This window comes from Collinsella aerofaciens (genome assembly GCF_001405375.1).
In the GTDB taxonomy this organism is placed as follows: Bacteria; Actinomycetota; Coriobacteriia; order Coriobacteriales; family Coriobacteriaceae; genus Collinsella; species Collinsella aerofaciens_F.
Genome location: NZ_CYYP01000005.1, coordinates 50,750 through 69,394 on the forward strand (window position 1 = coordinate 50,750; position 18,645 = coordinate 69,394).

Annotated in this window: 15 protein-coding genes and 3 tRNA genes; 17 read left to right on the forward strand and 1 reads right to left on the reverse strand. The window is 57.5% G+C overall.

From position 1 onward, the window contains the following. Window positions 1-86: 86 nt before the first annotated feature. From ARB25_RS03815 to ARB25_RS10130, 7 genes are all read left to right on the forward strand, one after another. Complete coding sequence (locus ARB25_RS03815; RefSeq protein WP_055285931.1) at window positions 87-464, forward strand: hypothetical protein; 378 nt, start codon at window positions 87-89, stop codon at window positions 462-464. A 77-nt stretch (window positions 465-541) separates the two neighbouring features. Then, a tRNA-Arg gene (locus tag ARB25_RS03820) sits at window positions 542-618 on the forward strand. 354 nt (window positions 619-972) lie between these two features. Then, window positions 973-1,049: transfer RNA gene (locus tag ARB25_RS03825), tRNA-Arg, on the forward strand. A gap of 163 nt (window positions 1,050-1,212) precedes the next feature. After that, window positions 1,213-3,654 (forward strand): tetratricopeptide repeat protein, encoded by a 2,442-nt coding sequence (locus ARB25_RS03830; RefSeq protein WP_055285933.1) that lies wholly within the window; start codon window positions 1,213-1,215, stop codon window positions 3,652-3,654. Window positions 3,655-3,816: 162 nt separating this feature from the next. Then, the gene (locus ARB25_RS03835; protein WP_055285935.1) at window positions 3,817-4,899 is read left to right on the forward strand and encodes a DUF8462 domain-containing protein; all 1,083 of its coding nucleotides are present in this window, start codon (window positions 3,817-3,819) and stop codon (window positions 4,897-4,899) included. 209 nt (window positions 4,900-5,108) lie between these two features. Next, window positions 5,109-5,199 (forward strand) — tRNA-Ser (locus ARB25_RS03840). Window positions 5,200-5,492: 293 nt separating this feature from the next. After that, window positions 5,493-6,527, forward strand: a complete 1,035-nt coding sequence (locus tag ARB25_RS10130) for a TM2 domain-containing protein (RefSeq protein ID WP_082421862.1) — start codon at window positions 5,493-5,495, stop codon at window positions 6,525-6,527. A gap of 159 nt (window positions 6,528-6,686) precedes the next feature. Here the strand turns inward: ARB25_RS10130 and ARB25_RS03850 are convergent, their stop codons facing one another. Further along, window positions 6,687-8,027 carry a D-alanyl-D-alanine carboxypeptidase family protein gene (locus ARB25_RS03850; protein ID WP_055285939.1) on the reverse strand — a complete coding sequence of 447 codons (1,341 nt, stop codon included), beginning with the start codon at window positions 8,025-8,027 and terminating at the stop codon, window positions 6,687-6,689. Between the two features lie 197 nt (window positions 8,028-8,224). Between ARB25_RS03850 and ARB25_RS03855 the strand changes: the two genes are divergently transcribed. The 10 genes from ARB25_RS03855 to htpG all read left to right on the forward strand — a co-directional run bounded on the left by ARB25_RS03855 (window position 8,225) and on the right by htpG (window position 18,412). Next, on the forward strand, window positions 8,225-8,920 hold the full coding sequence (locus tag ARB25_RS03855; protein ID WP_055285941.1) for a response regulator transcription factor: 696 nt from the start codon (window positions 8,225-8,227) through the stop codon (window positions 8,918-8,920). A 26-nt stretch (window positions 8,921-8,946) separates the two neighbouring features. Next, entirely contained in the window at window positions 8,947-10,185 is a 1,239-nt protein-coding gene (locus ARB25_RS03860; RefSeq protein ID WP_055285943.1) for a sensor histidine kinase, read from the forward strand. Window positions 10,186-10,288: 103 nt separating this feature from the next. Further along, complete coding sequence (pstB, locus tag ARB25_RS03865) at window positions 10,289-11,164, forward strand: phosphate ABC transporter ATP-binding protein PstB (RefSeq protein WP_006234803.1); 876 nt, start codon at window positions 10,289-10,291, stop codon at window positions 11,162-11,164. 64 nt (window positions 11,165-11,228) lie between these two features. Further along, the gene (locus ARB25_RS03870; RefSeq protein ID WP_050766101.1) at window positions 11,229-11,957 is read left to right on the forward strand and encodes a response regulator transcription factor; all 729 of its coding nucleotides are present in this window, start codon (window positions 11,229-11,231) and stop codon (window positions 11,955-11,957) included. Between the two features lie 3 nt (window positions 11,958-11,960). Beyond that, on the forward strand, window positions 11,961-13,385 hold the full coding sequence (locus ARB25_RS03875) for a sensor histidine kinase (protein WP_055285945.1): 1,425 nt from the start codon (window positions 11,961-11,963) through the stop codon (window positions 13,383-13,385). Window positions 13,386-13,580: 195 nt separating this feature from the next. After that, a complete protein-coding gene (locus ARB25_RS03880) occupies window positions 13,581-14,237 on the forward strand; it encodes a YveK family protein (RefSeq protein ID WP_055285947.1) in 657 nt (218 codons plus the stop codon). A gap of 2 nt (window positions 14,238-14,239) precedes the next feature. Further along, window positions 14,240-14,977, forward strand: a complete 738-nt coding sequence (locus ARB25_RS03885) for a CpsD/CapB family tyrosine-protein kinase (protein WP_055285949.1) — start codon at window positions 14,240-14,242, stop codon at window positions 14,975-14,977. A gap of 17 nt (window positions 14,978-14,994) precedes the next feature. After that, complete coding sequence (locus ARB25_RS03890) at window positions 14,995-15,645, forward strand: tyrosine-protein phosphatase (RefSeq protein WP_022094060.1); 651 nt, start codon at window positions 14,995-14,997, stop codon at window positions 15,643-15,645. Between the two features lie 39 nt (window positions 15,646-15,684). Then, entirely contained in the window at window positions 15,685-16,182 is a 498-nt protein-coding gene (locus tag ARB25_RS03895) for a GNAT family N-acetyltransferase (RefSeq protein WP_055285950.1), read from the forward strand. A gap of 205 nt (window positions 16,183-16,387) precedes the next feature. Next, the gene (gene htpG, locus ARB25_RS03900; protein ID WP_055285952.1) at window positions 16,388-18,412 is read left to right on the forward strand and encodes a molecular chaperone HtpG; all 2,025 of its coding nucleotides are present in this window, start codon (window positions 16,388-16,390) and stop codon (window positions 18,410-18,412) included. The last annotated feature ends 233 nt before the right edge of the window (window positions 18,413-18,645 follow it).

An 18,645-nucleotide genomic window follows, 5' to 3' on the forward strand; every position in this document is an offset into this window, starting at 1 on the left:
AATAGAAAGCACACGAACAACTGTTCTGCATACAGCCATCTACCTGCTATGCTTTTGCTAAATAAGAGCGAGAGAAAGGGGACGCGATGGAGCTGTTTGATGATCGGGTGGTTTTGTTTGAGAGCGACGAGGGCGGGGAGTACCTACTTGTAACGTGTGAGCCGTCTGGCATGGGTGGCCTGGTGGTTCGACAGACGAGTGAGGGTCCGTTGACTCAATGGTGCTTTGAGGAGTCGCCGCATGTGGTCGAGACCTTTGTGACGCACGAGGGGCTTGTGGCGCTGGAGCACTTCTATGGAGTTGGGACTTCCAACCAGGTCGCGCGCATGCTGAGCATCTCGTTTGCCGATTATGATTGTGCCCAGCGGGTGAGATCGCTCCTGAGGGAACTTGATGCCAAGTTTGACGTGATCGAAAAGCCAATCGATCGTACGGGGAACGTCGGTATATGCGGAGCAGCATGACAAAACTGCGTTCCACAAAAAAGTTTGAGATTGTGCTTGACTCCAATAAGCTAAAGTGGTTTTATATGTCTTGCGCTGCGGCGTTACCTCAGCTGGATAGAGGGTCTGACTACGAATCAGAACGTCATAGGTTCGAATCCTATACGCCGCACCAATTGAAATCGAAAGCCTCCGGCAACGGGGGCTTTTCTTTTACGTCGGCACTGCATGGATTCGAACCTCGGTCGAGGCGCGGGCGTAAAGAAAACGCGGAGCGTTTTTAGCCCGCGGGCGAGCGCGCCGGCAGGCGGGCGAAGCCGGTGCGGATCCGCGAAGCGGATGCGCGGAATCCTATACGCCGCACCAATCGAACTTGAAGCCTCCGGCAACGGGGGCTTTTCTTCTATGCCGCCGCTGCATGGATTCGAACCTCGGTCGAGGCGCGAGCGTCTTAATCATCACTTCGTAAAATTTTTCCAAATTGTCGCTTGACCCATCGAGGGGTCACGTGCATAATAATCCGTGCGTTGCGGCGTTACCTCAGCTGGATAGAGGGTCTGACTACGAATCAGAACGTCATAGGTTCGAATCCTATACGCCGCACCATTTGAGATTAAAGCTCCCGGCAACGGGGGCTTTTCTTTTACGCCAGCTTGAGTGCTTTCGTCCAAAGGGACGATTTCCTGTCGACTCGTGTAAGATTCCGAGTAGATGTCGCGACTTATTCGCGACCACTCCTTCTTCAAACGACCGATCAGGGTGATATTTCGTGGCAGAGCGTCCGACATACAAGCTCAGGTTTCTCGATTCTAAGAAGCGCTTTCCGGCGATGCCCGAGCAGCCTGCGGGACGCTCATATGGCGTGGTCTGGAAACTCTTTGGCGAGGATCAGCATGAATCTTGTTATGTCGTCGAATTCGTTGGCAAAAGTCATGTGTCGCTTTTGGGCTACGTAAGCGTTTCGGGTGAGGTGTACAAGGTGGACCGCCCCGTCAGCGAGGCTCCGCTGCCCAACGATCCCGACATGGAACTGGTCCTTGACGAGTCGGATTCCGGTATTGGTGAGATCATGGTAAGGGAAGCCAACGGTGCAATGCGCGCGTGTGCGCAAACTGCCGGCTCTCCCGAAGGCCCCATGCGCGAGCAGTCCGACCACGAGACATGGAATTCGACCCGCGCCCTTCCTTACGGCGAGTTCATGGCCTCGATGTTCTTGCGTTACGTGATATTTGCCAACTCCGAAAGCGCTATTGTGAACACGGCGGACGCCGGCGGACTCGACGAGGGTATGCAAAACGTTGTCGACAAGATCAAGCTCGTAAAGTTGTCCGAGCCGGTCGAGGTGTTTTTGGGCTTTAACACGGCACCGCTCCCCGATGCTATCGAGACGCTGCTTTACCGCGTTGACCATGCCGAGAATCCGAGCGGTATCGAGCGCTATGCCGCCGCCCTTATGAGCGAAATTGACTTGCCCCGCCTGCGCACCATCGCTGCCAAGTCCGAGATGAGCCTGGCTCGCATTGATCGCTCAAAGATTTTCTATCTCAATTTTGATCGTAGCCTGTTGGACCAGGACGAGATTGACATGCTGCTTGCCATCGAGTGCCGTCTCAACCGCCTCTCCGGCATCCTTGAGCGCATCGGGGCCGGATTGGTCCCTGCGGCATCCTCGCCGAGCCTTGAGGGCTGCGCGCTCTTTGATGCGTGGCATATCGCCAAGACGACCAACGATGTTCCCCGACTGCTCGATACGGCTTCGAGCGATAACCCGTGGGCCAAGCCGGGAACGGTTTCGTGCCAGCCGGGCGGCGAGTGGGACGTGCGCACGCGTTTTGCGCGAATCGTTGAGGCGCTCAACGTGGTCACGCGGCTCGACTATACCTATCGGGCAAACGTTGCCGAGGGGATTATGCTCGTTCGGTTTGGGCAGTCTGTCGTTGATGCCATGCCGCAACGTGAATACGACGCTCAAGATGACGCCTGGCGCGAGCTGGACGAGGACACGCGCGCGATCTGGGCCGCGGAGCACGATGCGCGCGTGGCACTCACGCTTGCGGCAGCGTGTTTTGCCGCGGGCACCTGCATCACGCGCTGCTATGTGCAGATTGCTGCTCCCGACAGTGAGCAGGGCGAGCGCGTTGTTGCAACGTATTTCTTTGGGCGCGCGGCCTATCTGGCCGATTGCGTGCCTGTCGCCAAGGATCTTGAGAGCATGGACATGGACGATATGCCGTGCAAGCGTGTGCTTGAGGCGTATGAGTCAACCGCTCCGGAGACGATTGAGCCTGCGGAGGTTCATGCTCGTCCGCGTGATGACCATCGCACGCTGCCGCCGGCGCTGCGCGATCTGCTGCTTGCCGATACGGCTGACGAGTTGGAGGTCATGGAAGAGGACGATGACCCATACGTGGCCCGTGTTGTTGAATTGCGCGAGCAGGCAAAAGTAGACCGTACAGGTGCTTTTGAAGGCTTTTCCCGTCTTGTCGAGGAGTTGGAGGCTAAGTGCGCCGTCGCCGAGCTTTTGGCGACAGGTCCGGTTCAAACGCAGTTTTGCGATAACCAGCTGGTGCGCATGGTGTTACCGGTATTGGAAGAAGACGACTCTGTGCGAATCCTTCGTGCGCCCGATGCGCTGTACTTTGCCCAGCACGAGATCTGCAGCTTTTACGCCGAGCAAGAGGACTTTGAACGAGCACTGCCCGAGGTGCGCCATCTTTACGATCTGGCGCGCTCGTCCATGCAATCGCACTTTGCGCTCATCAACGTGCTTGCGCGTCTGGAGCGCTTTGACGAGATTATCGAGGTGGCGCGCCACGGCCTACGTATTGCCAGCGATCGTTCTGCAATTGGCTACCTGTTCTATCGCTTGGCGTTTGCCTATTGGAATTGCGATCAGCTCGACCTAGCGCTGGCTTGTTACCGTCTAGTGCCGCGCGGCGAGGAGTCGGGCAGCAGCGCGCTGGAAGAAATGCAGGGCCTTATGAACGAGATGGGCGTCAGCGAGCCTCCGACGTTCGAAGAAGCGGTTGAGACCATCCACAAGGCTGGACTCGAGCTGCCGCCAGTGTCCGCCGTGACGAATCAGCTGGCAGATGCCGCTGTTCAACTGGTCGACAACGGCTTCTTTTTCCTGGCACGCGGTTGCATCTTCCAAATGTGGCGCACTATGGGCAACGACGAGCTCGGCTCCCTCAACCGCTCGCTGGGGTAGGGGCGATATAGAGGGGCCGCACCGCGCTATTTGTATCGGCGCGGGCGGGAGGACCCGGCAGGATCGGTAAGGCATAAAGCCGCCGAGCCTGCTAAAACTGTTAAACTCTGCTAAAGTTGCTAAACTTTGTTAAAGTTGTTAAAACTAGCAGAGGAGGGCAGAATGACGAAAGCTGTTAACCCCTTTAAGCCAACGGCGGGCATGAATCCGCCTGAGCTCATCGGACGGGACACTGTTTTGGATGACTTTGCCGAGGCTCTTGAGAATGGTCCTGGTGCCCCCGATCGACTCATGCGCATCTCGGGCGTCCGAGGCACAGGTAAAACGGTGCTCCTTAATGCATTGGGTGACCTTGCACGCAAAAAAGGATTCGAGGTCGTTGACGTTGCCTCCAATGCTGGTTTTTGCAATAGAATCCTCGAGGCTCTGCAGCGAAACGTTCGTCTTGAATCAATCTCGATTTCCCCATCGATTTTAGGGGTCAGCCTTGGCTCCATGGAGATGTCGAAGTCGGCCTCTCATCTGGGCGAGGCGATGTACGATGCTGCGAAGCGCGGTGGTCTGCTCATTACGCTCGACGAGATCCAGGATGCCTCAACTGAGGAAATGCGCGAGCTAGGCAATGAGATGCAGCTCTTGATCCGCCAAGGAGCGAATGTCGCTTTCGCTTTCGCCGGGCTGCCGACATCGGTAGATGGCGTGGTGGTGGATGATACGTTGACGTTCCTTCAGCGAGCCAAACATGTTGAACTTACTCGGCTTTCCGATTTTGAAGTTGGCGGATCGTTTGAGGATACGATGAGACGAGCGGGCAAGGAGCTCGACAAAGGTGCCGCTGAGCTATTAACAAAAGCTTCGGCAGGCTATCCCTTTATGGTCCAGCTGGTCGGATATTACGCTTGGCAGGTTGCTGCGCGCAGTGGGGCGGAGAGCGTGAGTGAAGAGGCGGCTCGTAAGGGTATCCAGGCGGCTCTTGATAGCTTTAATGCTATGGTGATTGCCCCAGCGCTGCGCAGGGTGTCGGAACGGCAGTTTCAGTATCTCGCGGCGATGGCTCAATGCGAGGGCGTCGATATCGCCAACGGCGATATCGCCAAGAAGATGGGTTTGTCGGCGAACAAAGTTGGGTCATATCGCAAGCGTCTGATCGATGCGGGGTTGATTGAGCCCGCGGGCTATGGCTGTGTTTCGTTTGCAATTCCGTACATGCGCGATTATCTGTTGGAGACCGTTCGAGAGGACTAATAAAGAATGGGTTGTCCGCGCTGTCGCTGGGGCCGTCCTTGTATCTTTGTCTCAACCTGTAACATCTGGAGGGGATTACGGCCTGCAGATGTTACAGGTTGAGATGATTGACTGAGACGTTTACTGGTAAAAGAGAGGTAAAAGAGGAAACGCCTCAAAATTCCCCTTGCCCAACTTCGGCTGTTTGGTTACTATAGAACGGCTGTTACGGAGAGCTGACCGAGAGGCCGAAGGTGCTCGCCTGCTAAGCGAGTATGCCCCAAAAGGGCATCTGGGGTTCGAATCCCCAGCTCTCCGCCAGTATGACTTTGAAGAAGGGTCCCATTTGGGGCCCTTTTTTATTATCAAGAATGGCAGCTGGGGATTAGAGTCCGAAAGGGCGTGAACATTAGGCAAACACGGGGCGCTTGAAAACGGGGAGACCCAGGCGTGCTCGTGCATCCCGGTGTGGGGTTCCGAGGGGATGGAGTAGAAATATGGTAAAGGTCGGGCTGCGTAAGCCGAATCTAAAGACATCACTCAAGGCAAGAACGACCGGCAGAGCGAAGCGCGCGGTAAAGCGGGCGATAATCCCCGACTATGGTAAGAGGGGCATGGGGTGGATCAAAAATCCGAAGAAGGCTGCTTACAATGCCGTATACAGCAGAACGACCGTCGGAGTTGGGGATGTCGCTCGCGCCGTTGCTAAATCAGGCGCTCGGAGCTCGGCGTCAAGGACGTCCTCAATTACTGTTTCATCGCATGAAGTTACACCTTTGGCGAAGCCTGAACAGAAATCTCTCACTCGAGAGATTACGTCGGTTGACAGGGCAAACAAGGCGCTTTTGCTATGCTTCCTTCTTGGGTGGTCGGGCGCTCATAGGGCGTATGCACGGATGTGGGGTAGCTTCTTTCTATATCTCTTTACCTTTGGCCTTTTTGGATTTGGTTGGCTGTTTGATATTGTGACACTACTGATGAGACGCTCCGAGCTAAGGCGTCTCGGCGACAGTGATCCGACTCAACAGCAAGCGCCATGTTCCGTTGATTCCACATTCGATCGAAATGTCGCCGACTCCGGAAATTGGGAACAGCGTGGAGATGGGGAGGCTGCGGCTCGGCTAGAGCTTCAACGTAAAAACCGTGCCTATATGGAAGAAAACGGCATCGATGTGGAGATGTTTACCGAGGAAAAGGTCGCGGCGGACGCCTTGCGAACCATTGAGTCGGTATGCCCGTGCATGCTTAGGTTTGACCGAGGCATGAGCGAAGAGGAGCCAAGCATCAGCTTTTGCTCTCCAACAAAGACGGGGAAGATGCCCAAGAATGTCGTCGAGGCCCGCATTTACCATCAGGACGTGAAGCTATTGATGGATTCCCACGGCTTCGAATTGCCGGAGTATGGTGACAGCATCAATGTCATGATTAGTTATCTAGCTGATGGGCGCATAAATAAAGTCGATATCCATGGGTTCCATAATGGCCGCTCCGTTAGTGTCTCCATTCGCAGGCGGAGCGACGATCTTGTTATGACGAGTGCGGGCACCATCGGAGAAACGGGTGCCTGGCAATCGCTGTGTCCTGGGGCAGACCCCTCAGCTGGGGATCTTTTCAGGGCCTTGACCAAGGAGGTCGAAAGGATCTACTAGCATGCCCGGTGGACCCGTTTTCAAGGTCCGAAAAGACACAGCGAAGGTAAACGGCTAGCAATGTCGCTTTGGTGATTCTGACGCATCCCGTTTAAGAGGTATTCAAAAAGAGGCGCCCCGTTGGACGCCTCATTTGGTTCGATGTGATATCGCTCCGGCTTACACCTCAGGAGCCTTGGCTACGGTCTCGCTCTCAGCTGTGAGCGGACGGTTGTCGATGCGGCGGCCCAGGCGGTCGAGCTTCACAAGGAGCCATTCAATGGGATTCGGCCCTGCGCCTTCCTCGTCGGCAACCAGGTCCATGACGGCGATCTTGGTGCCGTCCTGCTTGAGCGTAACGCTGCCCACCTTGTCGCCCACATGCACCGTGCCCGAAAGATCGTCGTAGCTAACCTTTTCGGTCACTTCGCCGGCGAGTGAGAACACCGTTGCCTGTGCGGCGGGGTCGGCGAGCGTGGCGTCGATTGTCTTGTCCGTCCAATCTGTCTGGCTAATGCGTGCCATAAGCGGGTTGTCGTTGGCGGTCTTTTCCTGCGTGTTGGCGATTGCGACCGTCATCTTGTGACCGTAGTACCAATTGGCAAGGGTTGCGGTATCGGTAAAGCGCTGGTCGGTGGTGGTGGAGTTCAAAACGACGGTGTAGATCTCGTCGCCATCGCGGTTGTAGGCGCTCGTAAAGCAATAGCCCGCGTCGTCGGTGGTGCCGGTCTTGCCGCCGATGTTGCCATCTTGGCCCAGCAAATAGTTATGCGTGTCCATGGAATGCGAATGGTCGGTGCCGTCGGCGCCCGTGACCTCGATCCAGGAATCCTCGCTCGCTACGACCTCGCGGATCGTGTCGTTTTTCATGGCCTCCTGCATCATCAGCGCTACGTCGTGTGCGGTTGAGTGCATATCGCCAGCCCACTCATCAAAGTCCAGACCATGCGGGTTTTCGAAAAGCGTACCGGTGCAGCCGAGCTTCTTAGCGCGCTCGTTCATGGCCTTCACAAATGTGGCCTCGGCGTCTTTGGTCTTGGGGTCGATCTTCTTGCCCACATATTCGGCGAGCACGATGGCGGCGTCGTTGCCCGAGGGAATCATCAGACCGCGTAGTGCCTGCTCCACGGTAAGCTCGTCGCCTTCGAGCAAGCCGGCGGTCGAATTACCCACGGTGGCTGCGGCGTTGCTCACCGTGACCTTCTCGTCCATCTTGCAATTCTCGACGGTTAGGATTGCGGTCATGACCTTGGTGATCGAGGCAATCTTGACCTGCTCATCGGCGCCGCGGGCATAGTAGACGGTGCCGTCTTTGCCCATGACGAGGGCATTGGTCGCATCGATATCGGGCAGGTTTTCGGCCGTGATACCGCGCACATCGGCGGTTTTGCCGCAAACATTGTCGGTCGTGAGCACTTGGGCGCCGGCGACGGTGGGCACGCCGGCGGCAAGGGCGATAGCGCAGACAAAGCCGGCGGCAAGCTGGGCTGAGCGCTTTGCAAAAGAGGTGAGGGACTTCACAGATTTCGCTTTCGACGGGATGGTCTCTTCTGAAACTAGAGTATATCGTTTGCCGGCGTCGGCGATCATCGCGTGCGCGCTTGGCCCACATCCGCACCCGAACGGGCACAAGGGTGCTTAAGGCCGACTTAATCACCCACGCTTGTTGTGTGTGGCGTGCGTCGCCTCAGGCATAATGGAGCGCGAGAGGAGCACGCATGAACGAGCGCATTTTGGTAGTTGATGACGAGAAGGCCATCGCCGACTTGGTTGGCATCTACCTTACAAAAGAGGGCTTTGATGTCCAGATTGCCTATAGCGGGGCCGATGCTGCCAAGGCGATTTTGGAGCAGGAGTTCGATCTGGCGCTGCTTGATGTCATGCTGCCCGATATCGATGGGTTTGAGCTGCTGCGTACGATCCGTTCCAGCCATACCTATCCCGTGATCATGCTGACGGCGCGCGATGCCCAGCAAGACAAGATCGAGGGCCTTTCGCTTGGCGCGGACGATTACGTGGTCAAGCCGTTCCGCCCGCTGGAGCTCATCGCGCGTGTGCACGCTCAGCTTCGCCGCTACACCAGCTACGGTAGCCGTGCGCAGGCGGCCGAGTCGCCGACCATTCAGCTCGACGGCTTGGAGATCAACCGCGATGCTCGTTCCGTGACGGTGGACGGTTCACCGGTACGCCTCACGCCCACCGAGTATTCAATCTTGCTGTATCTGGTCGAGCATCGCGGCAGCGTGGTGGCCGTGGAGGACCTGTTCCGCGCAGTGTGGAACGAGGACTTTATGCCCGGCTCCAACAATACGGTGATGGTACACATTCGCCACCTGCGCGAAAAGATCGGCGATGACGCACAAAAGCCGCGCTTTATCAAAAACGTCTGGGGCGTCGGCTACATCATCGAATAACGCTTTTCGCTTGTGAGGATCTTGATATGACAAAAGACGATAGGCAAGCGTTCGAGGTGCCCGATCGGCTCTTTGAATACGTGAGGTCGGTCGTCGACAACCGCGCGCTTGCAACGGTGCTGCTCTTTTTGCTGAGCCTGCTGCTGATTGGCATCGACAACATCGTCGGAATCTTGGCGGTGCTGCTTGTCGGCTTTTTGCTGATCGATCGATTTGAGATCGTGTGCCGCTGCGTGGTGATTGGCGGCGCCGCGTGGGCCATGACGTTGGCGATTGGCGCCATGGCGCTCGGCGGCATCGAAGGGCCGGTGCTGTTCGATGCCGGCTTTGTATTCAACATGCTTGGCTTTGTGCTGGCGCTTGCCGCGTGCGTGCTGTTCTTGTGTGGCCGCGCCCTGTACTACCAGGGCTACGAGCAGGGCGAGCAGCATGCCGATTGTGTGCTGGCCGCTCGTATTCAAGATCGCCTGATCGATCACCCCGACACCTGGGATAACATCGACGGCGACTTCTTGGAGGTCGAGGGCGCCCTTAACCGCGTGCGTGACCGTGAGCGCAAGGTGCAGCAAGCTCTGCGTGACGAGTCGCATCGCAAGGACGATTTGGTCACGTACTTGGCACATGACCTACGCACCCCGCTTGCCAGTGTGGTGGGCTATCTTTCGCTGCTGCAAGAGGCTCCCGAGCTGCCGGTTGAGCAACGTGCGCACTTTACGGGCGTGGCGCTCGACAAGGCGCACCGGCTCGATACGCTCATCGAAGAGTTCTTCGATATCACGCGCTTTGACTTCCACGATATCGTGCTCACGCGCGGCTATGTTGATCTGGGGTTGCTGCTGGCTCAGGTGACTGACGAGTTCTATCCCATCCTCAACGAGCAGCATAAGGAAGTCCAAGTTGATATTCGCGAGGACCTGACGGTGCTCGTGGATGGCGACAAAATGGCTCGCGTGTTCAACAACATCATGAAAAACGCTATTGCCTATAGCTATGAGGGCTCGACCATCACGATCGAGGCCAGACGCCGGGACGGCGGTGGCGTGCGCGTGCGCTTTATCAATCAGGGCGATCCCATCCCTGCGGCTAAGCTCAAGGTGATCTTTGAGAAGTTCTATCGCCTGGATGCGGCGCGTGCGACCAATCGCGGCGGCGCTGGACTGGGGCTTGCCATCGCCAAGGAGATCGTATGCGCGCACGGCGGTACCGTTGCATGTGAATCGACGCCCGAACACACGATATTCACCATCGAGCTGCCCGCCGCATAGCCAGCGTGCCCTTACAAACACTTGACAATGCGCTCACGTGCATATGAGCCGCGATTCCTACTATCGATACTGCTGAATTGATATCGATGTGGAGGTATGCGGTATGACGGCTGCTGCGGCTGTGGAGCCCACGGAGCTTGAAGAACTCATGAAAGCGCAGGCCGAGGCCGCGCACGAGCGCGAGGTTGGGGATGCGACTCGCCCCACGGCAGAGGATCTTGCCGCCTCGCCGACGCGAATCGATGTTGAGGGCCTCGACCTGTTCTATGGCGACCACCATGCGCTCAAGGACGTGAATATCAAGATCCGCGACAAGCAGATTACCTCGTTCATCGGGCCTTCGGGCTGCGGAAAGTCCACGTTGCTGCGCTGCTTTAACCGCATGAACGACGGCATCAAGGACTGCCGAATCGAGGGCAAGATTGCGCTCGATGGTCAAGATATCCTGGGCGACTACGACATCTGCCGCCTTCGCCAGCGCGTGGGCATGGTGTTCCAGCGCCCCAACCCGTTTCCCATGAGCATCTACGACAACGTCGCCTATGGGCCGCGCGGTATGGGTGTGCGCGATCGCGTCGTGCTCGACGAGCTGGTCGAAGACTCCCTGCGACGCGCCGCCCTGTGGGACGAGGCCAAGGACAAGCTCAAAGAGTCGGGTCTGGGTCTTTCGGGCGGCCAGCAGCAGCGCCTGTGCATCGCCCGCGCACTTGCCGTGCAGCCCGACATTCTGCTGATGGACGAGCCGACCTCGGCACTCGATCCTGTGTCGACGCTGGTGGTGGAGCAGCTGGCCTGCGAGCTCAAAGAGACCTGCACGCTCGTGGTCGTTACGCACAATATGCAGCAGGCGGCGCGTATCTCCGATTCGGTCGCATTCTTTTTGCTGGGTGAGCTGGTGGAGCACGCGCCCACCGCGCAACTCTTCAAGAATCCGACCGATCCGCGCACGGCGGATTATTTGACGGGGCGTTTTGGCTGATACCATCTAGTAAAGGTACCTTTAGGGTTAAGATGCGGTCATGCCGGCCGCAAAGGGGTTCAACATGATCTATTACGTCGAGGACGATGACAACATCAGGGATTTGACGGTCTATGCGCTGCGCAAGCAGGGGATTGAGGCCGAAGGCTTTTCGTGCGACGGTGAGTTTAAGGCTGCCGTGGCGCGACGGGTACCCGATGCCGTCCTGCTCGACATCATGCTGCCCGATACCGATGGCTTGGCGATTATGCGTCGACTGCGTGCCGATCGCCTGACGGCGACGGTGCCCATCATGATGCTTACCGCCAAGGATACCGAGCTCGACAAGGTGATGGCGCTCGATGGCGGTGCCGACGATTACCTGACTAAGCCGTTTTCGCTCATGGAGCTCGCCAGCCGCTGCCGCGCACTGCTGCGTCGCGGCGGCATGGTCAAACAGGCAAGCGATGTGCTCAGCGTGGGCGACATCGTGCTCTCGCCCAGCCATCGTGAGGTGACTGTTGCCGGCGAGTCGCTTAAGCTCACCCTGCGCGAGTTCGACCTGCTCGAGTACCTCATGCGCAAGCCCGGCGTGGTCTTTACCCGCGAGTCGTTGCTGCAGAGCGTGTGGGGCTGGGACTTCGACGGCGGTTCGCGCACCGTTGACGTGCACGTGCAGACGCTTCGCCAAAAACTGGGCGAGCATGCCAGCGCCATCGAGACCGTGCGCGGCGTGGGCTACCGCTTGGCCGAGCCTTCTGCCGGTGATGGTGCCGAAGGTGACGACACCGCGGCCACCGCATCGGAGGAGTAACCCGTGGTCTTCGCCCCCCAGGGAAAACATACGCTGTCGCACCGCGTTTTTGTGACGATCTTTGTCTGCGCCATGGCGGTTATCGTGGCGTTTACGGTGCTGGGTGCGTTCTTTGTGCAAAACACCTTGGCGGATGCCACGAGTGCCAACCTGGCGCAAGAAACCGAGCTCATTGCTGCCGCCCTCGACGAGCAGCAGGAGCCCATCCCGTTCTTGCGTAGCCTCGATCGAGAGGACTTGCGCATCACGCTGATTAACAAGGATGGATCGGTTGCCTACGACAACGAGGCGTCGCCTTCCACACTGCCCAACCATGGCGATCGCCCCGAGGTCATCGAGGCCTTTGAGAGTGGTTCGGGTTCCGCGGAGCGCGCAAGCTCTACGCTCGACGAGATTATGCTGTATCGCGCCGTCGCCCTTGATAACGGCCAGGTTGTCCGCTTGGCGCAGGCCCAGCCTGGCGTTGCGGCGATTTTGCTGTCGATGGTGGCGCCGATGCTGCTTATCGCAGCAGCGGGTGCGGTACTCTCGTTTTTTATGGCGCGCCGCGAGTCCCGTGCCATCATCGCGCCTTTGCAAGAGGTGGATTTGGACCACCCACGCCGTAGCTATGAGCACGCCTATGCCGAGATGGTCCCCATGCTTGAGCGTATTGAGTCGCAGCGCCAGGAGCTCAAGCGCCAAATGGCGGTGCTGGCGGACAACGACCGTATGCGCCGCGAGTTCACGGCGAATATCACCCATGAGCTCAAGACGCCGCTTACGGCGATTTCGGGCTATGCCGAGCTCATCGCAAACGGCATGGTCGAGGGTGAGGGCGACCTGCGCAACTTTGGCGGTCGCATCTATCGTGAGGCGGGCCGCTTGGCAGCGCTTGTCAACGATATCCTTACGCTGTCTAACTTGGACGAGGCCGAGCGTGCAACTGAGGGCGAGGCGGTGCCCATTGGTTCCACGGAGCCTATTGAGCTCTCGCGTGCCATCTACGCGGTTGAGCAGCGTCTTGAACAGGTCGCCCGTCAGGCGAATGTGACGATAAGTCATGAGACCAAGCCTGTGGTCATCGAAGGCGTGTCGCGCTTGATTGACGAGCTCATCTATAATCTGGCGAGCAACGCCATCCGCTACAATCGACCCGGCGGTGCGGTTACGCTGCAGTGCGGCACTAACGACGAAGGCCATCCGTTCCTTGCGGTCGCCGACACGGGAATCGGTATCGCGCCTGAAGAACAGGGCAAGGTATTTGAGCGGTTCTATCGCGTGGACAAGAGTAGGTCCAAGGCGCGCGGCGGAACCGGTCTGGGGCTTGCAATTGTCAAGCATGCGGCCCTGTATCATCACGCCACGCTCGATCTGTCGAGCGAGTTGGGCGTGGGAACCACCATTACGGTGACGTTTCCCATACGGCAGGACGAGCCATTCGCATAGCGATACAACATAGATATTGATGCAGACGCCGCATTTGACTTTCGGGTGCGGCGTTGTTGTGCAATTTTACGATTGCTTCCGACATTTTTACAGGAGAGCCTGTTTCTTATGTATAGAGTTTGGTCTCGGTAAAAAGATGCGATAACATACGGACAGTTTTGTCAATCCGAACTGGGGAAATGAAAGGCAAGCTGCATGACCCTTCTCGAACTGTTCCAGCTGCTGAAGAAGCACCTCAAGCTGGTCATCACCCTTCCGGTGGTCTGCGCGATCGCCATGGGCATCGTGTCCTTCGCCGCGATGGACAACACCTATACCGCGACGACGAGCATGTACATTCTCGCCAAGACCGACGATAGCGGCCAGATGAGCTACAACGATCTCTCGGCGAGCCAGATGCTTTCCAACGATATCGCCACGCTGCTGGATAGCGATAGCGTTAAGAGCGGCGCTGCCAATGAGTTGGGCCTTGCTGACCTGGATGACTACAAGGTGTCTGTTTCCTCCGAGACCACCACGCGTGTCATTACGCTTTCGGTTACCGGCACCGATGCCAAGGAGACGGCTAAGGTCGCAAAGGCCATGGCCAGCTCGGTGAGCACGGTCGCTCAGAACGTCGGCGCTGCCCAGAGCATCTGCGTTATCGACGAGGCTAAGACTCCCGAAGTCCCCAGCGGCCCCAAGCGCACGCTGTACGTTGCTGTCGCGTTCCTCGCCGGTATCTTTATCGCAGTTGCCTATGTCGTTTTGGCAGACATGCTCAATACCCGCATCCGCGGTGCCGAAGAGGCAGAAGAGCTCCTGGGCATTCCCGTTGTTGGCCGAATTCCGGCTATGAAAGGTGGTAAATAGGCATGGCTAAGGCAAAGAACACCGATAAGCTCGTTGTACAGAATGCCGCCAAGACCCTTCTGGCCAACATCCGCTTTGCGAGCGTGGACGACCCCATTCGTACCATTACCGTCACGTCCTCGATTCCCAACGAGGGCAAGTCTACGGTTTCCATTAACCTTGCTCAGGCAATCGCCACGAGCGGCAAGTCCGTGCTCCTGGTCGAGGCCGATATGCGCCGCAGGTCTCTTTCCGATATGCTCGGCGTTCGTTCGCGCGGCGGACTCTATGCGGTCCTTTCCGAGCAGATCTCCATTGACCAGGCGATTGTCGAGACGGGTCAGAAGAACTTCTACTTCCTCGATGCCGAGCCGCATATTCCCAATCCTGCCGACATCATCGTCTCTCACCGCTTTGCCAAGCTGGTAAAGGCACTGTCCGCCAAGTTCCAGTACGTCATCTTTGATGCTCCCCCGGTCGGCACCTTCATCGATGCTGCCGAGATCGCAAGTCTGACCGACGGTGCGCTTTTTGTCGTGCGTGAGGATTTCACCAAGCGCGAGGAGGCGCTCAACGCCATCGGTCAGCTTAAGAAGTCCGAGAAGGTCAAGCTCATCGGTACCGTTATGAACTACTGCGAGACCGAGACCAGCGAGTACTACTACTCCTACTACACCAAGGACGGTAAGAAGGTGAAGAAGGGCTCCGACGATCAGGGGACTTCCAAAAAGGGCATCTTCACCAACCGAGCAAACGTTTAGTTGATTAAGGCTGACCTATGCGTGACATTCATTGCCATATCTTGCCGGGTGTAGACGACGGCGCCGCCGATCTCGATGAGAGCTTGGCGATGCTCGAGGCTGCCAAGCGGGCCGGTGTAACCAGAATCGTTTGCACTCCTCACTGCCGTGATCCCTATTTTGATTACGACAAGATGTGGGATGCCTTTGAGCTGCTGCGTGATAACGCTGACGGTTTTCCGCTCCAGATGGGCTTCGAGGTCAACCATCGAAAGCTCGTTGAGCTTGGTATCGATGCCGCGGAGCACTTGCATTTCGATGGGACCAACGAGTTTCTGCTCGAGCTTTCGACGCATGCCGATGCGTATGCGTTTAGAGAGTACGAGAACACGATTTACGATTTGCAGTGCCGTGGCTACCAGGTGATCATCGCTCATCCTGAGCGCTATCGTGCGGTTCAAAAGGATGTAAGCGTGGCGGAGCGCCTGGTCGATATGGGCTGCAAGCTGCAGGCTTCGGCGGACTTTATTGCCGGCGGTCGATTTGGTCGCGAGAAAAAGCCGGCACAGCGCCTGTTCGATCAGAACCTGTACAGCTTCATCGCGAGCGATGCCCATAACGTGGGTCATTACGACTGCCTGGCGAAGGCTCGCGCGAAGTTTAGCGTGCGCGGAGCTCATTTTCGCTAATATCTGTCCCTAACGTTCGCATTGAATGAAAGGGCAGCTATGGATATCCAACTTAAGACGGGATGCTTTGATGACGCGGCGTTGGTGCGCCGCGTCGTTTTTATGGACGAGCAGGGCTACGAGAATGAGTTCGACGCTATCGACGAGGATCCAAACTGCATTCATGTGACGCTCTATGTAGACGGCGAGCTTGCCGGTTGCTCGCGCGTGTTTCCCGAAGAGCTTGAGCGCGTGGCTGACGCAGAGGCCCCGGTGTTGCCGGCATGCGACATGGACGAAGGCGTTGCGGCGGGGGAGACCTACATTATGGGGCGCGTCGCCGTGCTGCCGGCTATGCGTCGTCGCGGACTGGCGAGTGCGATCGTGGAGACCAGTGCTTCGTGTGCACGCGATGCCGGCGCCAAGCTTATTAAGCTGCATGCGCAGGAATACGTGCTGCCGCTCTATGTAAAGGCGGGCTACACGCAAATTGCCCCGGTAGATTACGAAGACGAGGGCCAGCCCCATGTCTGGATGGCCAAGCGCGTAGATGGCTGATAGGGACGTTCCTTTTCTGCCGGCAGCTGGGGACACTCCTTGGCAATTGACGCATTGGAGCGCTCGGACATACAGTTTTTCGATTCCGTATGTATATATGCGCGCTATTGGGTTATAAAATCTAAGTCTGAACATAGCAGGTCTGCGATGCGGCTCGGGCAACCGGGCCGTTTTTGCGGACGGGGGTAGCGCGAAAGGACTGCACATGCGTCAATTTAAGACCGAGAGCAAAAAACTGCTCGACCTCATGATCAACTCCATCTACACCAATAAGGAAATCTTCCTGCGCGAGCTTATCTCTAACGCGAGCGACGCCGTCGACAAGCTCAACTTTAAGAGCCTGCAGGATCCGAGCGTCAAGATCAACCAGGGCGACCTGGCCATTCGCGTCTCCTTTGATAAAGACGCCCGCACCATTACCATCTCGGATAACGGCATTGGCATGACCGCCGAGGAGCTCGAGCGCAATCTGGGCACCATCGCCCATTCCGGCTCCGAGGAGTTTAAGACCGAGAACGCCGAGCAGCAGGGCTCCGATGTCGACATCATCGGCCAGTTTGGCGTGGGCTTCTACTCTGCCTTTATGGTTGCCAGCCATGTGAAGGTCGTCAGCCGCGCCTATGGCGAGGATGTCGCCCATGTGTGGGAATCCGACGGTCTTGAGGGCTACACCATCGAGGACGGTGAGCGCGCCGAGCACGGTACCGATGTCATCCTGACGCTGCGCGAGAACGAGAAACTCGATGCCGACGGCGAGGCCGAGACCTACGATCGCTTCCTGACCGAGTGGGGTCTCAAGAGCCTGATTCAGCAGTACAGCAACTATGTGCGCTACCCGATTCAGATGATGGTGTCCAAGAGCCGCCAGAAACCCAAGCCCGAGGACGCCGGCGACGATTACAAGCCCGAGTACGAGGACTACCAGGAGCTCGAGACCGTCAATTCCATGACACCGATCTGGAAGAAGCGCAGCTCCGATGTCGAGCAGAAGGACTACGACGAGTTCTACAAGTCCACGTTCCACGACTTTGACGATCCTGCGCGCACCATCAGCTTCCATGCCGAGGGCACGCTCGAGTACGATGCCCTGCTGTTTGTGCCGGGCCGCGCGCCGTTCGATCTGTACAGCAAGGATTACGAGAAGGGTCTGGCACTCTACAGCTCCAACGTCCTGATCATGGAGAAGTGCGACGACCTGCTGCCCGACTACTACAACTTTGTCCGCGGCGTCGTGGATTCCGCCGATGTGTCGCTCAACATCTCGCGTGAGACGCTGCAGCAGAACCGTCAGCTCAAGGCCATCGCCAAGCGTGTGGAAAAGAAGATCACCGCCGACCTTGAGGATATGCGTGACAACGACCGCGAGGCCTACGAGAAGTTCTTTGAGAACTTTGGCCGCGGTCTTAAGTACGGCATCTACTCGAGCTATGGCATGAAGGCCGATGAGCTCGCCGATCTGTTGCTGTTCTGGTCTGCCAAGGAACAGAAGATGATTACCCTGGCCGAGTATGCCAAGGGCATGCCCGAGGATCAGAAGGCCATCTACTACGCCGCCGGCGACTCGCGTGAGCGCTTGGCCAAGATGCCCGTGGTAAAGGGCGTGCTCGACCGCGGCTATGACGTGCTGCTGCTGACGCAGGATGTGGATGAGTTCACGTTCCAAGCTATGCGTGAGTACGTTGCCGCCGATATGCCCAAGATCTACGAGGACGACGCAGCTCGCGAGGCTGCCGAAAAGGCCGTGGCCGACGGTGCCGAGCCCGAGGTCGAGGATCGTCATCTAGAGCTCAAGAACGTTGCGACCGGTGATCTTGACCTGGCGACCGAGGACGAGAAGAAGGAGGCCGAGGACGCCACCAAGGAGAACGAGGACCTCTTTAGCGCTATGAAGGAGGCGCTCGGTGACAAGGTCGAGAAAGTCGCCGTCTCCGCGCGCCTGACCGATGCCCCCGCTTGTATCACCACCGAGGGCCCACTTTCGCTCGAGATGGAGAAGGTGCTCCAGAAGGGACCCGAGGGCGCGCCCGACGGCATGCCCAAGAGCCAACGCGTGCTCGAGCTCAACGCCAAGCACCCGGTCTTTGACAAGCTTGTCGCTGCCCAGAAGGCAGGCGACGCCGACAAGATCAAGCAGTACTCCGGTCTGCTCTATGACCAGGCTCTGCTGGTCGAGGGCATCCTCCCCGAGGACCCCGTTGCCTTCGCAGCAGCTGTTTGCAACTTGATGTAGTTCGGGGATACGGCACCGTAACTAGATTAGAACGAGAGTGGATAATCTCCCACTTTTGGCTCGAATGCGGGCTTGAAGTGGGAGATTTTCCACTCTCGTTTCCTTTTGATTGCTCCCTTGGGGACGGAGGAAAACGGATCAACGAGGGGGTCGGTCTGATCAGGTGATCCGTTTTCCTCCGTCCCTAAGAGATCAATTATTTGTCGGGGTTGTGGTTTTGTGACCTGCTGAAA

Coding starts and splice junctions, on each gene's coding strand:
- ARB25_RS03815 (WP_055285931.1), top strand. CDS start 87: ATGGAGCTGTTTGATGATCGGGTGGTTTTGTTTGAGAGCGACGAGGGC.
- ARB25_RS03835 (WP_055285935.1), top strand. CDS start 3,817: ATGACGAAAGCTGTTAACCCCTTTAAGCCAACGGCGGGCATGAATCCG.
- ARB25_RS10130 (WP_082421862.1), top strand. CDS start 5,493: ATGGGGTGGATCAAAAATCCGAAGAAGGCTGCTTACAATGCCGTATAC.
- ARB25_RS03855 (WP_055285941.1), top strand. CDS start 8,225: ATGAACGAGCGCATTTTGGTAGTTGATGACGAGAAGGCCATCGCCGAC.
- ARB25_RS03860 (WP_055285943.1), top strand. CDS start 8,947: ATGACAAAAGACGATAGGCAAGCGTTCGAGGTGCCCGATCGGCTCTTT.
- pstB (WP_006234803.1), top strand. CDS start 10,289: ATGACGGCTGCTGCGGCTGTGGAGCCCACGGAGCTTGAAGAACTCATG.
- ARB25_RS03870 (WP_050766101.1), top strand. CDS start 11,229: ATGATCTATTACGTCGAGGACGATGACAACATCAGGGATTTGACGGTC.
- ARB25_RS03880 (WP_055285947.1), top strand. CDS start 13,581: ATGACCCTTCTCGAACTGTTCCAGCTGCTGAAGAAGCACCTCAAGCTG.
- ARB25_RS03885 (WP_055285949.1), top strand. CDS start 14,240: ATGGCTAAGGCAAAGAACACCGATAAGCTCGTTGTACAGAATGCCGCC.
- ARB25_RS03890 (WP_022094060.1), top strand. CDS start 14,995: ATGCGTGACATTCATTGCCATATCTTGCCGGGTGTAGACGACGGCGCC.
- ARB25_RS03895 (WP_055285950.1), top strand. CDS start 15,685: ATGGATATCCAACTTAAGACGGGATGCTTTGATGACGCGGCGTTGGTG.
- htpG (WP_055285952.1), top strand. CDS start 16,388: ATGCGTCAATTTAAGACCGAGAGCAAAAAACTGCTCGACCTCATGATC.